The organism is Streptomyces sp. NPDC058579 (genome assembly GCF_042718575.1).
Lineage (GTDB): Bacteria > Actinomycetota > Actinomycetes > Streptomycetales > Streptomycetaceae > Streptomyces.
The window spans coordinates 101,678-117,669 of the sequence record NZ_JBHXPI010000012.1 but is presented as its reverse complement, the minus strand read 5'-3'; the positions used below and the strand labels follow the sequence as shown (position 1 = coordinate 117,669).

The following is a 15,992-nucleotide window of genomic DNA, read 5'->3' as shown; positions in this document are numbered from 1 at the left end:
ATCGGGCTTTCTCAGGGCCGCCGGGACCTTCTGGTCCCGGCGGCCCTGTCGTTTCCTCGCGGTCAGCAGAATCGGGCCGCCAGGGTGAGGACGCGGCGGGCGCCCTCGACGACGGCCGCGTCGACGAAGCGGCCGTCCGGGAGGGCCAGGGCGCCCTCCTCCGCCTCGGCGGCCTTCACGACCTCCTCGGCCGCCGCCAGCTCGTCGGGGGTGGGGAGGTAGGCCTGCTCGATCACGGGGAGCTGGCGGGGGTGGATCGCGGCCCGGCCGAAGAAACCCAGGGCGCGGCCGCGGGCACAGCTCGCCGCCAGGGCGTCCAGGTCGCGGATGTCGGGGTGCACCGACTGGGCCGGTGGGGGCAGGGCCGCCGCGCGGGCCGCGACCACCAGACGGCCGCGCGACCAGTCGAGGCCGCTGTCGCCCCGTACCCCGAGGTCGGCGCGGAGGTCCGCCTCGCCGAGGGCGATGCCGTGGACGGCGGGGTGGGCGGTGGCGATGGAGTACGCGCGCTCGACGGCGAGGGCGGTCTCCAGGAGGGGGTAGAGGGGGATTCCGCTGGTGACGTCGGTGACGGCGTCGGCGATCCGGTGGATGTCAGTGGCGTGTGTCACCTTGGGAACACGGAGACCGCGGAGGCCGGGGAGGGGGGCCAGTGTGGGGATGTCGCGTGGGGTGTGGATGCGGACATGGATCGGTACGGAGTGGGGGTCGGAGAGCAGATCGGCCGTGGCGTCGAGCGCGTACGCCTTGCGGTCCGGGGCGACCGCGTCCTCCAGATCGACGATGACCACGTCGGCGCCGGAGGCCAGGGCCTTCTGGACGACGGCGGGGCGGTCGCCGGGGGCGTACAGCCAGGTGAGGGGGAGGGGCGTGGTCCTCATACGGCTCCTTCGCCGCGCAGGGCGCCGATCTCGGCGGGGGTGAGGCCGAGTTCGGCGAGGACCTCGGCGGTGTCCGCGCCGTGCGGGCGGCCGGCCCAGCGGATCGCGCCGGGGGTCTCGGAGAGCCGGAAGAGGACGTTCTGCATCCGGATCGGCCCCAGTTCGGGGTCCGGGACCTCGGTGACCGTGTTCAGGGCGCGGAACTGCGGGTCGGCCATCACGTCCCGGACGTCGTAGACGGGCGCGATGGCGGCCTCGGCCTTCTCGAAGGCGGCCAGCGCCTCGTCCCGGGTGTGGCGGGCGATCCAGGAGCCGACCGCCTCGTCGAGGACGTCCGCGTGGGCGGCCCGGCCGGCGCCGTCGGCGAACCAGGGCTCGTCGATCAGCTCGGGGCGGCCGACCAGGCGCAGGACGCGTTCGGCGATCGACTGGGCCGAGGTGGAGACGGCGACCCAGGCGTCGTCGGCCGTGCGGTACGTGTTGCGGGGGGCGTTGTTGCGCGAGCGGTTTCCGGTGCGGGGCTGGACGTAACCGAGCTGGTCGTACCAGAGAGGGTGGGGGCCGATGACGGAGAGCATCGGTTCGATGATGGCCATGTCGACGACCTGGCCGTGGCCGGTGGTCGTCCTGGCGGTGAGCGCGGTCATCACCGCGTACGCGGTGGCCAGGGCGGCGATCGAGTCGGCCAGGCCGAAGGGGGGAAGGGTGGGCGGACCGTCGGGTTCGCCGGTGATGGCGGCGAAGCCGCTCATCGCCTCGGCCAGGGTGCCGAAGCCGGGCCGGTGGGAGTACGGGCCGAACTGGCCGAAGCCGGTGACCCGGGCCAGGACCAGGCGGGGGTTGACGGTGGAGAGCTCCTCCCAGCCCAGCCCCCAGCGTTCCAGGGTGCCGGGGCGGAAGTTCTCCACGATCACGTCGGCCTCGGCGGCCATCCGCAGGAGGGTGTCCCGGCCGCCGGGGGTGGAGAGATCGAGGGTGACGGTCCGCTTGTTGCGGCCGAGGACCTTCCACCACAGACCGACGCCGTCCTTGGCCGGGCCGTGGCCGCGAGAGGGGTCGGGCTTGCGGGGGTGCTCGATCTTGATCACGTCGGCGCCGAAGTCGCCGAGCATCATCGCGGCGAGCGGCCCGGCGAAGAGGGTCGCGAGATCGAGGACGCGCAGCCCGTGGAGGGGAGGGAGGGGCGCGGCTCGGTTCGGCTGTGTGGGTTCCTTCGGGTCCGTGCGTTCCTCGCTGGGTGTCGATGCCGGTGTCGGTGTCATACGGCGTCGACCTCCCGGCCGGTGAGGGCGGTGTGGGCCTCGTCGATCTCGGTGCGGTACGGCATCGAGGACGAGGCGCCCGCGTGCTGGACGGAGAGCGCGGCGGCGGTGGAGGCCCAGGCCAGCGCCTCGCGGACCGGGCGGCCCTCGCCCAGGGCGACGGCGAGCGTGCCGACGAACGTGTCGCCCGCGGCGGTGGTGTCCACGGCGGGGACCCGGGGGGCGGGGACCGCGAACGGTTCGCTGCCGCGGGCCGCGTACAGGCTGCCGGAGGCGCCCAGGGTGACGACCACCTCGGGGACGTGGGCGAGGAGCGCGGTCGCGGCGGCGCGCGGGTCGGTGAGGCCGGTGAGGGCGGCGGCCTCGTGCTCGTTGGGGACCAGGAGGTCGGTGGCGGCGAGGAGTTCGGGAGGAAGCTGCTGGGCCGGGGCGGGGGTGAGGACGGTACGGACGCCGAGGCGACGGGCGGTGACGGCGGCCTCGGTGACGGCGGAGAGGGGGAGTTCGAGCTGGAGTAGCAGGGCGTCGGCGGTGGCGATCAGGGCCTCGTCGCCGTGGTCGAGGGAGGTGACGGTGCCGTTGGCGCCGGGGACGACGACGATCGCGTTGCCGCCCTCGTCGTCGACCACGATGTGCGCGGTGCCGGAGGGGCCTTCGACGGTGCGCAGGAGGTCGGTGTCGACCGAGGACGCGTCGAGGGCGGCGCGGAGCCGTTCGCCGAAGCCGTCGGCGCCGACCGCGCCGATCATCGCCACCTCGGCGCCGGCCCGGGCGGCCGCGACGGCCTGGTTGGCGCCCTTGCCGCCGGGGATCGTACGGAACTCCCGGCCGGTGACGGTCTCTCCGCGCGCGGGGGCCCGGGACACGAAGGCGACGAGGTCCATGTTGGTGCTGCCGAGCACCACGATGCTGGTCATGGGCGTACTGCCTCCAGATACGTCAGTTCGGCGAGGGTGTCGAAGCCGATGCCGTCGAAGGACGGGATCGAGGTGGTGAGCCGGTTCTTGAGGGGGGAGGTCCAGCGCTCGGGGAGCCGGTCGGGGTGTCCGGCTAGGAGACCGGCGACGGAACCGGCGGTGGCGCCGTTGGAGTCGGTGTCCCAGCCGCCGGAGACCGCCGCGCAGATGGTGCGGGAGAAGTCGCCGTCGCCGTGGGTGAGGGCGGCGGCGAGGAGGGCGGCGTTGGGGACGGCATGGACCCAGTGATACCCGCCGAGGGTGGTGTGGAGCCGGTCCACGACGGCGTCGAAGTCGGGGGTGGTGCGGGCGGTTTCGATGCCGAGGCGGACGGCGACGGCGAGCCGGGAGCGGGGCGGGACGACGGAGAGCCCGGCGGCGAGGGCCTGGTGGACGTCGGCGGTGCCGGTGGCGGCGCCGGCGATGGTCGCGGCGACGAACTGGGCGCCGTAGAGGCCGTTGGCGGTGTGGGTGAGCGCGGCGTCCCGGTACGCCTGCTCGGCGGCGGCCGCGGGGTCGCCGGGGTGCGTCCAGCCGTGCACGTCGGCGCGGATCTGGGCGCCGATCCACTCCCGGAAGGGGTTGCGGTGGGAGGCGGTCAGCGGGGGTTCGATGCCGTCGAGGAGGTTGCGGTAGGCGATGCGCTCGGCGGTGAAGGTGCGGCCGGCGGGGAGTTCGTCGAGCCAGAGGCGGGCGACGTCGGCTGTGGTGAAGTCGCGGCCGTGGCGCTGGAGGAGGAGCAGGTTGAGGAGGGGGTAGTTGAGGTCGTCGTCCTCGGGCATGCCGTCGATGTTCTCGTCGAGGGAGGTGGTGGCGGAGCGACGGTTCCAGGGGTGGGCGGCGAGGAGGTGCGGGGGGACGCCGCGCTCGGTGAACCAGGTGGTGAGGGGCCAGTTGCCTGCGGCGCGGGCGAGTTCTCGGATGGCGGGGAGGGGGAGCTTCTCGACGGGCTTGCCGAGCAGGCAGCCGGCGGCGCGGCCGAGCCAGGCGGCGTGCAGCCGGTCGCGGAGGGCGTGGTTTTCCCCCACCCCGCCCCTCCCCGAAACCCTGACGAGACCGGGGGCTCCGCCCCCGTACCCCTGGGGGCGCGGCGCTTCGCGCGCGGGGGTGGGGGCGGGCCGGGGTTCGGCGGGCCGCGGGGCTTCGTGCGTGGGGGCAGTGCGCGACGTCGTGGCCGGTGGGGTGGCTCCGGACGCCAGGGGGTGGGGCGGGGTGGAGGTGTGCGTCTCGTCGGGGGAGATCGGTGGCTGGTCGGCGGACTTGCCTGGGGGGAGGGCTGCCAGTTCTGTCAGGAGGGATTCCGCCAGGGGGCGGAGGTCTGGGCGGGGGATGGGGGAGGCGCCTGCTGTGGAAGGGGGTGGGGGGCCGCCTGCTGCTTGCCAGCGGGCGGCGATCGTGGTGGCGTCGCGGCCGTCCTCCGCCGCCTGGCGGAGTTCGTGGCCGACGAGGTCCTCCGGCTGGACCCAGGTGAGGCGTACGTTCATCGGACGTTCGTCAGGGTCGTGAACGCCGACTCGTGGGCCCGGCGGCGGGCCGTGTCGTGGGCGAAGACCTCGTGCGCGACCGCCGTCAGTGCCCGCGCCGGAGCGTGCAGGTCCAGGCGGCTCGCCTCCGCCACCTGCTTCGCCCAGGTGGAGGGGATCGCCGACTCGCCCGCCAGCGCGCCCACGAGCGCGCCCGCCATTGTCGCGATCGAGTCGCAGTCACGGCCGTAGTTGACCGCGCCCAGGACCGTGTGCCGGTAGTCGCCCGAGCCGACCAGCAGCATCCCGAGGGCGACGGGGAGTTCCTCGATCGCGTGCAGGCGTGACGGGCGGCGCGCGCCCAGGCCCGGCGCGCGGTACTCCGCGCCCACCGTGTCGAACGGGGTCACCGCCTTGCGCAGGGGGATCAGCGCCGACTCGAAGTCCGTGTGTCCGGAGGCCACTTCCGCCACCGCTTCGATCGCCTCGCGTGTGCCGTCCTTTGCGAGGGAGAGAGCCGTCTGCACCACCGAGTCCGGCGTCGCGCCTGGCTCGCACGCCGCCGATACCGCCGCCGCGAACACACCCGCCGCCTCACGGCCGTACGACGACTGGTGGGGCGCCGCTACGTCCAGGGCCTCCGCGTACGCGCCCCCCGGGTTCGCCGCGTTGACCAGGCCCACCGGCGCCATGTACATCGCCGCACCGCAGTTGACGATGTTTCCGCTGCCCGCCTCGCGCGGGTCCACGTGGCCGTAGTGGATGCGGGCCACCAGCCATTTCTCCGCCAGGAAGATCCGTTGGAGGGGGAGGGCCTCCGCCTCCAGTTCGGGGATCCAGACCGGGGTCGAGATCAGCTCGGGGACCAGGTGGTCCGCCACCGCGTACGCGTCGAGGTGATCGCGGACCTTCTCGTACACCCTGATCAGCGCGTGGGTCATCAAGGTGTCGTCGGTGACGTGCCCGTCGCCCTTGTGGTACGGCGCGATGGGGCGTGCCGTACGCCAGTCGTCGCCGTTCCAGGGGCCGACGATGCCCGTGACGCGGCCGCCGTGGCGTTCGACGATCTGGTCGGGGGTGTAGCCCTCGACCGGGCCGCCCAGGGCGTCGCCCACGGCGGCCCCGACGAGGCTTCCGGTGATGCGGTCATCGAGTGGTGGTGTGGGGGTCATGTCGGAATTGTCTACCCCTGGTGGTCAGTTCCGTGGCTGCGAGGAGCCCGGCGAGTTCGACCAGATCCGTGCCCGCGAGGCGGGGGAGCGCGCAGCCGGCGAGCGTGCGGCAGGCGTCGCGCCAGGTCGCGGGGAGGGAGTCGGCGCCGCCGAGGGCGCCGGTGAGCGCGCCCACGAGCGCGGGGGCGGAGTCCGCGACACGCGACAGGCACGCCGCGGCGGGCACCGCTCCGGACGCTTCGCCGCGCGCGGCGAGGGCGAGCGCGAGGGCCACCGGTACGGTCTCGGCGGCGGCGATGCCGTAGCTGTAGACGTGGTCGACGATCTGGTGCTCAAGGAGGGGGACGAGTTCGAAGGCGCTCGTCGCGTCCTGGGCCATCTTGACGGCCTGTTGGGCGTTGCGGCCGATCTCGGTGGCGGGCGGGAGTTGGGCGAGGGCCGCCTCCACGGCCTCGTCCACGTCCGCGCCGCCCAGGGCGACGGCGACGGCGGCGGCCATCGCGCGGGCGCCGTGGACGCCGTCGCCGTCCTGGGTGTACCGGGCGTCGAACTCGGCGAGTTCGGCGGCGGCGGCCGGGTCACCGGGGTGGACGAGGGCGAGGACGGCGGCTCGGACGCAGGCGGCGTCGTCGAAGTAGTGCGGGTTGTCGTGGCCGGTGGCGGGCGGGCGGAGGCCGGTGGCGAGGTTGCCGAGGCCGGCGCGTACGGAGATCCGTGCGCGGAGGGGGAGTACGGCGGACTCGACCTCGGGGGCGCGGTCGGCGGCGGCGGCGACCTGGCTCGCGAGGGAGTTCCAGGCGAGGTCGACGGCGGCACGGAGGCGGCGCTCCGGCGGGAGGGTGCCGAAGAGGGGGCCGGCGGCGGCGAGGACGGCCTCGGCGGTGAAGACCGCCCATTCGGCGTCGTCGGAGGGGCCGAGGCGGAGGGGCTCGGGGGGCTGGTTGAGGGCGATGGGGACGGGGAGGGTGGTGGTGGCGTTCTGCTCGGCGAAGGTGTCGAGTTCGCGGGTGAGGCGGCGGGTCCATTCGGGCATGCGGGCGGCGCGGTGTCTGGCGGCGGGCCAGCCTGCGGCGTCGCCTGCGGCGAGGCCGAGCAGCAGGCCCTCGACGGCCTCCCGCGGCGCGGGCCTTGGGGCGGGGCCTTGGATTCCGGGTACGGCGCCGGCCCCGTGCGCGGCCATGAGGCCCACGTGGGCGCCGGTCCTGTCCGGGGCGGGGCCCTCGGGGCGGGCGGCGGTTTCGGGGGCGGCCCCGAGGGCCGCCCTGTGCGCGGGCTCGTTGTCCCGGGCGCCCGGTCTCGTGGGCTGTGCCCACCCGTCCTGCCCTGCGGGACGATCGCCCACAGCGGTAGCGGAGGCAGGCGTGGGGCGGGAGCCCACAGCGGAGGCGGCGGGAGTGGGGCGGTCGTTGCCCGTGGTGGTGGTGGTGGCGGCGGCGGCGGTGGTGGCGGTGGTGACGGTGTCCGCCGTGGTGGAGGTGGACATGCTCGGGGCCGGGTCTGTTGCGGTCATGCGTCCGTCTCCTCGTCCGTTGTCAGCAGGTCCGCGATGTCCAGGACGTGGTAGCCGCGCATCGACGGGAGGCAGCTGCCCGTGACCGGGGCGATGGCCGTGGCCCACTCCTCCGGGATCGCCGAGACGCCCGAGGCCGCGCCCGCCAGGGCGCCCGCCACCGCGGCCGTCGTGTCGGCGTCGCGGCCCATGTTGACCGCGGTCAGGACCGCCGTACGGAAGTCGCCTCGGGCCGCCGCGAAGGCGCCGAAGGCGAGGCCCACCGCCTCCGGGGCCAGGTCCGTCCAGGGGTAACCGCCGATGACGACCGCCGAGCGGACCGTGCGTTCGCGGAGCAGTGGGTCCGGCTCCACCCGTTGCGCGGCCACCACCGCCCGGCGCATCGAGCGCGCCGTCCACGAGTCCATCGGGACCACCGAGAGGGCCGCCGCGATGACCGACGTCACCGACGCGCCGCCCATCGCCGCCGCCACGCCCGCCGCGACCGCCTGGCCGCCGTAGATGCCCTCGCCGTCGTGGCTGACCGTGCCGTCGATCGCCACCAGGCGGGCGGCCTCCGCAGGGCGGCCCGCCGCGAAGACCCCGAACGGCGCCGCCCGCATCGCCAGGCCGTCCGACCACGCGTGCCGGTGCTGGGCCGAGATCGGCGCCGCGAGCCCCCTGCGGAGGTTCTCCAGCGTGCCCCGCTCGCTGAAGCCCGCGCCCCGGAACGGGCCCTCGTCCAGGTCCGCGATCCAGTGGTGCCAGGCCCGTTCCACGTGCTGGACCGTCAGCGCCGAGCCGTGCCGGGCGAGCAGCAGCCCCGAGAAGATCGCGTACTCCGTGTCGTCCGTGCCCGCCGGACTGTCCGTCACGAAGCCCTCGATCCGGCCCCATCGGCGCCGGATCTCCGACGGGCGCATGTTCTCGGCGGGCGCCCCGAGCGCGTCACCGACCGCGAGGCCGAGGAGCGCGCCCCTCGCGCGCTCGCGCGTATCGCATGCAGTCGTTCCCGTCTCGCTCACCATCTCGCACCCCTTTCGCGGTTCCTGGATCTGTGCCACGTGGGGGAGGCGATGACGTCGAAGAAACGTCTCTGTCACCCGGCTGACACCCCGCCAGAAGTGGTTGCACACAGCAAGGTCAGCCTTAGTAAGTACGGCCTGCCTTGCTGGCGAGCCCCTTACATCGCGCGTATTTTCGAGGGTGTTGGGGGCGGCGGGTGCGACCCGGCCCGCCGGACGGAACAGGGGAGAACCATGTCCATCATCGAAGCTCAGGCGCCACTGCACGAAGCCCACCGCGACAACCACACGCACCGCGATGTGAACGGTGGCTGGCTGCGCCCCGCGGTCTTCGGCGCGATGGACGGACTCGTCTCCAACCTCGCCCTGATGACCGGTGTCGCGGGCGGCGCGGTCTCGCAGCAGACCATCGTCATCACCGGCCTCGCCGGACTCGCCGCCGGCGCCTTCTCGATGGCGGCCGGCGAGTACACCTCCGTCGCCTCGCAGCGCGAGCTCGTCCAGGCGGAACTGGACGTCGAACGTCGTCAGTTGCGCAAGCACCCGGTCGACGAGATGGAGGAGCTCGCCGCGCTGTACGTGTCGCGCGGCGTCGAGCCCGCGCTCGCCCGCGAGGTCGCGATGCAGCTCTCCCGCGACCCGGAGCAGGCTCTGGAGATCCACGCGCGCGAGGAGCTGGGCATCGACCCCGACGACCTGCCGTCGCCGACGGTCGCCGCCGTGTCGTCGTTCGCGTCCTTCGCGCTCGGCGCGCTGCTTCCCCTGCTGCCGTACCTGCTCGGTGCGAGCGCCCTGTGGCCGGCCGTGCTGCTCGCCCTCCTCGGGCTCTTCGCCTGCGGCGCGCTGGTGGCCCGGGTGACCGCCCGCAGCTGGTGGTTCAGCGGGCTGCGCCAGCTCGTCCTCGGTGGCGCCGCCGCGGCCGTCACGTACGGGCTCGGGATGCTCTTCGGCGCCGCGCTCTGACCTGCGCGGGCCCCCGGCCTGCTCTTGAAGGCCCTCGCCATGCGGCGGGGGCCTCTGAGCCGGTCCGTGCCCGGTTCGCCCACCTTCACCCTGCGCAGGGGCTCTGAGCCGGGCCCGTACCCGCTCCGAGACGCCCTCGCCCCGCCACGGGGCCTCTGAGCCGGTCTCCGTACCCGCTCCCGAGGGCCCTCGCCCCGCCAGGGGGGCCGCTCCCGCCCTGCGCCGAGCGCCTTCCGCGTGCATGCTGGCTGTGATGTATATCCCCTGGGCGGATCGGCCGGCCAGTGAGACACTATGCACAGCGCGACATATGTAGCCGTAACCCGGCGGTTTCGAAGGCTTAACCACCGGGCATGAGGCGTAAGCGCCGCGGGCAATGAGGCTCGCTCTGCGATGGGTCCTCCGACCCCCCCCTGAGATCCATAGAGATTCACCCGGATTCACCCCCAGAACCACCCTGAGATCCACCAGTTCACGCGTGAACCACCATCACCGCTCCGTGTCAGCGGTGTCCGCATGTTGGAATGAGCTATCCGCTTCGCGAGAAGCCAGCCATCATGTAACCTGCACGAAATTTCGCGGAGGGCCAACGTCGTCCCTCGGCAGCTGCATATGCCACGACGACGACGGGAGAGCCGATGCGTTCCGACGCCTGGTCGCCCATGGACGGTCGCCCCGCTCCGCAGGGGATGTACGACCCCCGTAACGAACACGACGCCTGTGGTGTCGGGTTCGTGGCCACCCTGACCGGTGTTGCCAGCCACGCACTGGTCGAGCAGGCGCTGACCGTACTGCGCAATCTCGAGCACCGCGGCGCCACCGGCTCCGAGCCCGACTCGGGAGACGGCGCCGGCATCCTGTTCCAGGTCCCCGACGCCTTCCTGCGCGAGGTCACCGACTTCGACCTCCCCGCCGCCGGCGCCTACGCCGTCGGTATCGCCTTCCTCCCTGCCGACGGCTCCGCACAGGCCGTCTCGCAGATCGAGACGATCGCGTCCGAGGAGGGTCTGAACGTCCTCGGCTGGCGCGACGTCCCCGTCGCCCCCGAGCTGCTCGGCGCCTCCGCCCGCGCCACCATGCCCGTCTTCCGCCAGCTCTTCGTCGCCGACGGCAGCAGCGAGGGCATCGCGCTCGACCGCAAGGCCTTCGTGCTGCGCAAGCGTGCCGAGCGCGAGGCCGGGACGTACTTCCCGTCGCTCTCCGCCCGCACCATCGTCTACAAGGGCATGCTGACCACCGGCCAGCTGGAGCCCTTCTTCCCGGACCTGTCGGACCGCCGCTGCGCCACCGCCGTGGCCCTGGTCCACTCCCGGTTCTCCACCAACACCTTCCCGAGCTGGCCGCTGGCCCACCCGTACCGCTTCGTCGCGCACAACGGCGAGATCAACACGGTCAAGGGCAACCGCAACTGGATGGTGGCCCGCGAGTCCCAGCTCGTCTCCGAGCTCTTCGGTGAGGGCAGCCTGGAGCGGATCTTCCCGATCTGCACGCCGGACGCCTCCGACTCCGCCTCCTTCGACGAGGTCCTGGAGCTGCTCCACCTCGGTGGGCGTTCCCTCCCGCACAGCGTCCTGATGATGGTCCCCGAGGCGTGGGAGAACCACGACTCCATGGACCCGGCCCGGCACGCCTTCTACCAGTACCACTCCACGATGATGGAGCCCTGGGACGGCCCGGCCTGCGTCACCTTCACCGACGGCGTCCAGGTCGGCGCGGTCCTCGACCGCAACGGGCTGCGCCCCGGCCGCTACTGGGTCACCGACGAGGGCCTCGTCGTCCTCTCCTCCGAGGTCGGCGTCCTCGACATCGACCCCGCCAAGGTCGTCCGCAAGGGCCGCCTCCAGCCCGGCAAGATGTTCCTCGTCGACACCGCCGAGCACCGGATCATCGAGGACGACGAGATCAAGGCCGGCCTCGCCGCCGAGAAGCCGTACGCCGAGTGGCTCGAGACCGGGGAGATCGAGCTCTCCGACCTCCCCGAGCGCGAGCACATCGTGCACACCCACGCCTCGGTCACCCGCCGCCAGCAGACCTTCGGCTACACCGAGGAAGAGCTCCGCGTCATCCTCGCCCCGATGGCCCGCACCGGCGGCGAGCCGCTCGGATCCATGGGCACGGACTCGCCGATCGCGGCCCTGTCCGAGCGCCCCCGGCTGCTCTTCGACTACTTCACCCAGCTCTTCGCGCAGGTCACCAACCCGCCGCTGGACGCGATCCGCGAGGAGCTGGTGACCAGCCTGCGCTCCTCCCTCGGCCCGTCGGGCAACCTGCTCGAGCCGACCGCCGCCTCGTGTCGCAGCGTCACCCTGCCGTTCCCGGTGATCGACAACGACGAGCTGGCCAAGCTCATCCACATCAACGCCGACGGCGACATGCCCGGCATGAAGGCCGCGACCCTCTCCGGCCTGTACCGGGTCTCCGGCGGCGGCGACGCGCTCGCCGCCCGCATCGAGGAGATCTGCGCCGAGGTCGACGCGGCGATCGAGGGCGGCGCGCACCTGCTCGTCCTCTCCGACCGGCACTCCGACGCCGAGCACGCGCCGATCCCGTCGCTGCTGCTCACCGCGGCCGTCCACCACCACCTCATCCGTACGAAGCAGCGCACCCAGGTGGGTCTGCTCGTCGAGGCCGGCGACGTCCGCGAGGTCCACCACGTGGCCCTCCTCATCGGCTACGGCGCCGCCGCCGTCAACCCGTACCTGGCGATGGAGTCCGTCGAGGACCTGGTCCGCGCCGGCACCTTCATAGACGGCCTGGAGCCCGAGCAGGCCATCCGCAACCTGATCTACGCGCTCGGCAAGGGCGTCCTCAAGGTCATGTCCAAGATGGGCATCTCGACCGTCGCCTCCTACCGCGGCGCCCAGGTCTTCGAGGCCGTCGGCCTCGACACCGCCTTCGTCGAGAAGTACTTCAACGGCACCGCCACCAAGATCGGCGGCGCCGGTCTCGACGTGGTCGCCAAGGAGGTCGCCACCCGGCACTCCAAGGCGTACCCCGCCTCCGGCGTTCCCTCCGCGCACCGCGCGCTCGACATCGGCGGCGAGTACCAGTGGCGCCGCGAGGGCGAGCCGCACCTGTTCGACCCGGAGACCGTCTTCCGCCTGCAGCACGCCACGCGCAACAAGCGGTACGACATCTTCAAGAAGTACACGGACCGGGTGAACGAGCAGTCCGAGCGCCTGATGACGCTCCGCGGCCTCTTCGGCTTCACCTCGGACCGCCCCTCGATCTCCATCGACGAGGTCGAGACGGTCGCCGACATCGTCAAGCGGTTCTCGACCGGCGCCATGTCGTACGGCTCCATCTCCCGCGAGGCGCACGAGACCCTCGCCATCGCCATGAACCAGCTGGGCGGCAAGTCCAACACCGGTGAGGGCGGCGAGGACCCGGACCGCCTCTACGACCCGGCGCGCCGCTCCTCCATCAAGCAGGTCGCCTCCGGCCGCTTCGGCGTGACGAGCGAGTACCTGGTCAACGCGGACGACATCCAGATCAAGATGGCCCAGGGCGCCAAGCCCGGCGAGGGCGGCCAGCTGCCCGGCCACAAGGTCTACCCGTGGGTCGCCAAGACCCGGCACAGCACGCCCGGTGTCGGTCTGATCTCTCCGCCGCCGCACCACGACATCTACTCCATCGAGGACCTGGCTCAGCTGATCCACGACCTCAAGAACGCCAACCCGGCCGCGCGCATCCACGTGAAGCTGGTGTCGGAGGTCGGGGTCGGGACCGTCGCGGCCGGTGTCTCCAAGGCACACGCCGACGTGGTGCTCATCTCCGGGCACGACGGCGGTACGGGCGCCTCCCCGCTCACCTCGCTGAAGCACGCGGGCGGTCCCTGGGAGCTCGGTCTCGCCGAGACCCAGCAGACGCTGCTGCTCAACGGCCTGCGCGACCGGATCGTCGTGCAGACCGACGGCCAGCTCAAGACCGGCCGTGACGTCGTCATCGCCGCGCTGCTCGGCGCCGAGGAGTTCGGTTTCGCGACCGCGCCGCTCGTCGTCTCCGGCTGCGTCATGATGCGCGTCTGCCACCTGGACACCTGCCCGGTCGGCATCGCCACCCAGAACCCGGTCCTGCGCGACCGCTTCTCCGGCAAGCCCGAGTTCGTCGTCAACTTCTTCGAGTTCATCGCCGAGGAGGTCCGCGAGATCCTCGCCGAGCTGGGCTTCCGTACGCTCGAAGAGGCCGTCGGCCACGCCGAGCTGCTCGACACCAGCCGCGCCGTCACGCACTGGAAGGCGCAGGGCCTGGACCTGGCCCCGCTCTTCTACGTCCCCGAGCTGCCCGAGGGCGCGGTCCGCCACGCCCTGATCGAGCAGGACCACGGCCTGGAGAAGGCCCTCGACAACGAGCTCATCGAGCTCGCCGCCGAGGCGCTGGGCGCGGCGACGGCCGAGGAGGCCCAGCCGGTCCGGGCACAGGTCGCGATCCGCAACATCAACCGGACGGTCGGCACCATGCTCGGCCACGAGGTGACGAAGAGGTTCGGCGGCGAGGGTCTGCCGGCCGACACCATCGACATCACCTTCACCGGCTCCGCCGGCCAGTCGTTCGGCGCCTTCCTTCCGGCCGGTGTCACGCTCCGTCTGGAGGGCGACGCCAACGACTACGTCGGCAAGGGCCTCTCCGGTGGCCGGGTCGTCGTCCGCCCGGACCGCGGCGCCGACCACCTGGCCGAGTACTCGACGATCGCCGGCAACACCATCGCGTACGGCGCGACCGGCGGCGAGCTGTTCCTGCGCGGCCGCACCGGCGAGCGCTTCTGCGTCCGCAACTCCGGCGCGCTGGTCGTCTCGGAGGGCGTGGGCGACCACGGCTGCGAGTACATGACCGGTGGCACGGCCGTCGTCCTCGGCGAGACGGGCCGCAACTTCGCGGCCGGCATGTCGGGCGGCGTCGCGTACGTCGTCGACCTCGACCGGGACAACGTCAACTCCGGGAACCTGTCCGCCGTAGAGGCGCTCGGTGACTCCGACAAGCAGTGGCTGCACGACGTCGTGCGCCGCCACCAGGAGGAGACCGGATCGACGGTCGCGGAGAAGCTCCTTGCCGACTGGGACGCGAACGCGGACCGCTTCAGCAAGATCATCCCGTCCACGTACAAGGCAGTGCTCGCCGCCAAGGACGCCGCTGAGCTCGCCGGTCTCTCCGAGGCCGAGACCACCGAGAAGATGATGGAGGCGGCGACCAATGGCTGACCCCAAGGGCTTCCTGACCACCGGTCGCGAGGTCGCCAAGACCCGTCCGGTGGGCGAGCGAGTCAAGGACTTCAACGAGGTCTACGTTCCCGGCTCCCTGCTGCCGATCATCAGCAAGCAGGCCGGCCGCTGCATGGACTGCGGCATCCCGTTCTGCCACAACGGCTGCCCGCTCGGGAACCTGATCCCCGAGTGGAACGACTACGCCTACCGCGAGGACTGGTCGCAGGCCTCCGAGCGCCTCCACGCCACGAACAACTTCCCGGAGTTCACCGGCCGCCTGTGCCCGGCTCCGTGCGAGGCGGCGTGCGTGCTCGGTATCAACCAGCCGGCCGTCACCATCAAGAACGTCGAAGTCTCCATCATCGACAAGGCCTGGGACGCCAACGACGTCAAGCCGCAGGCGCCCGAGCGGCTGTCCGGCAAGACCGTCGCCGTCATCGGCTCGGGCCCGGCGGGTCTCGCCGCGGCGCAGCAGCTGACGCGGGCGGGTCACACGGTCGCCGTCTTCGAGCGCGCGGACCGCATCGGCGGCCTGCTCCGCTACGGCATCCCCGAGTTCAAGATGGAGAAGCGGCACATCAACCGCCGCATCGAGCAGATGCGCGCGGAGGGCACCAAGTTCCGTACGGGTGTCGAGATCGGCCGCGACATCACCGCGCGGGACCTGCGCAAGCGGTACGACGCCGTGGTCATCGCCGCGGGCGCCACGACCGCGCGTGACCTGCCGGTCCCCGGCCGGGAGCTGTCCGGCATCCACCAGGCGATGGAGTACCTGCCGCTCGCCAACAAGGTCGTCGAGGGCGACTTCGTGGCCCCGCCGATCACCGCCGAGGGCAAGCACGTGGTGGTCATCGGCGGCGGTGACACGGGCGCGGACTGCGTGGGCACCGCCCACCGCCAGGGCGCGGCCTCGGTCACGCAGCTGGAGATCATGCCGCGTCCGGGCGAGGACCGGCCGGCCGGCCAGCCCTGGCCGACGTTCCCGATGCTGTACAAGGTCACCTCCGCGCACGAGGAGGGCGGCGAGCGGGTCTACTCCGTCTCCACGACCCACTTCGAGGGCGACGAGGACGGCAACGTCCAGTTCCTGCACCTGGTCGAGGTCGAGTTCGTCGAGGGCAAGCTGACGCAGAAGCCCGGCACCGAGCGGAAGATCCCGGCGCAGCTGGTGACGCTCGCGATGGGCTTCACGGGCACGGACGTGGAGAACGGTCTGGTCGCGCAGTTTGGTCTAGACCTCGACGAGCGAGGTAACATCGCTCGCGACGCGGACTTCGCCACCAACGTCGGTGGTGTGTTCGTGGCCGGTGACGCGGGTCGCGGCCAGTCGCTGATCGTCTGGGCGATCGCCGAGGGCCGCTCGGCGGCCCGAGGCGTCGACCGCTTCCTGACGGGCGCGAGCGACCTCCCGGCCCCGATCCGCCCGACGGACCGTTCCCTGACGGTCTGACCGTCCCGTCCCAAGACGTCCCGTACAACGACGTACGGAACTGAGCGCGGCGCCCCCCGAATGTCCCCGACCGGACGACTGGGCGGGCGCCGCGGTGCGTCTGACTCACGGGGCCGAGCGGTGCGAGATC

10 protein-coding genes are annotated in these 15,992 nt (G+C 72.6%); 3 read left to right on the top strand and 7 right to left on the bottom strand.

Features of this window, described 5'->3' with window-relative positions:
- Positions 1–62 precede the first annotated feature (62 nt).
- From ACFWRO_RS17280 to ACFWRO_RS17250, 7 genes are read right to left on the bottom strand one after another with little or no spacing between them, the layout of a single operon-like run.
- A complete protein-coding gene (locus ACFWRO_RS17280; protein ID WP_384510760.1) occupies positions 63–881 on the bottom strand; it encodes an HpcH/HpaI aldolase/citrate lyase family protein in 819 nt (272 codons plus the stop codon).
- Complete coding sequence (locus ACFWRO_RS17275) at positions 878–2,143, bottom strand: CaiB/BaiF CoA transferase family protein (RefSeq protein WP_384510757.1); 1,266 nt, start codon at positions 2,141–2,143, stop codon at positions 878–880. Before ACFWRO_RS17275 ends, ACFWRO_RS17280 begins: the two co-directional genes overlap by 4 nt.
- Positions 2,140–3,060 carry a ribokinase gene (gene rbsK, locus ACFWRO_RS17270; RefSeq protein ID WP_384510754.1) on the bottom strand — a complete coding sequence of 307 codons (921 nt, stop codon included), beginning with the start codon at positions 3,058–3,060 and terminating at the stop codon, positions 2,140–2,142. The genes ACFWRO_RS17275 and rbsK overlap by 4 nt, the downstream gene beginning before the upstream one ends.
- The gene (locus ACFWRO_RS17265; protein WP_384510751.1) at positions 3,057–4,583 is read right to left on the bottom strand and encodes an ADP-ribosylglycohydrolase family protein; all 1,527 of its coding nucleotides are present in this window, start codon (positions 4,581–4,583) and stop codon (positions 3,057–3,059) included. The genes rbsK and ACFWRO_RS17265 overlap by 4 nt, the downstream gene beginning before the upstream one ends.
- The gene (locus tag ACFWRO_RS17260; RefSeq protein ID WP_384510748.1) at positions 4,580–5,734 is read right to left on the bottom strand and encodes an ADP-ribosylglycohydrolase family protein; all 1,155 of its coding nucleotides are present in this window, start codon (positions 5,732–5,734) and stop codon (positions 4,580–4,582) included. Before ACFWRO_RS17260 ends, ACFWRO_RS17265 begins: the two co-directional genes overlap by 4 nt.
- Positions 5,709–7,244 (bottom strand): ADP-ribosylglycohydrolase family protein, encoded by a 1,536-nt coding sequence (locus ACFWRO_RS17255; RefSeq protein ID WP_384510745.1) that lies wholly within the window; start codon positions 7,242–7,244, stop codon positions 5,709–5,711. Before ACFWRO_RS17255 ends, ACFWRO_RS17260 begins: the two co-directional genes overlap by 26 nt.
- Positions 7,241–8,251 carry an ADP-ribosylglycohydrolase family protein gene (locus tag ACFWRO_RS17250; RefSeq protein ID WP_384510743.1) on the bottom strand — a complete coding sequence of 337 codons (1,011 nt, stop codon included), beginning with the start codon at positions 8,249–8,251 and terminating at the stop codon, positions 7,241–7,243. Before ACFWRO_RS17250 ends, ACFWRO_RS17255 begins: the two co-directional genes overlap by 4 nt.
- A 231-nt stretch (positions 8,252–8,482) precedes the next feature.
- Between ACFWRO_RS17250 and ACFWRO_RS17245 the strand changes: the two genes are divergently transcribed.
- The 3 genes from ACFWRO_RS17245 to ACFWRO_RS17235 all read left to right on the top strand — a co-directional run bounded on the left by ACFWRO_RS17245 (position 8,483) and on the right by ACFWRO_RS17235 (position 15,862).
- The gene (locus ACFWRO_RS17245) at positions 8,483–9,211 is read left to right on the top strand and encodes a VIT1/CCC1 transporter family protein (RefSeq protein ID WP_384510740.1); all 729 of its coding nucleotides are present in this window, start codon (positions 8,483–8,485) and stop codon (positions 9,209–9,211) included.
- A gap of 638 nt (positions 9,212–9,849) precedes the next feature.
- Positions 9,850–14,409 (top strand): glutamate synthase large subunit, encoded by a 4,560-nt coding sequence (gene gltB, locus ACFWRO_RS17240; protein WP_384510738.1) that lies wholly within the window; start codon positions 9,850–9,852, stop codon positions 14,407–14,409.
- Complete coding sequence (locus ACFWRO_RS17235) at positions 14,402–15,862, top strand: glutamate synthase subunit beta (protein WP_384510735.1); 1,461 nt, start codon at positions 14,402–14,404, stop codon at positions 15,860–15,862. Before gltB ends, ACFWRO_RS17235 begins: the two co-directional genes overlap by 8 nt.
- Positions 15,863–15,992: the final 130 nt, after the last annotated feature.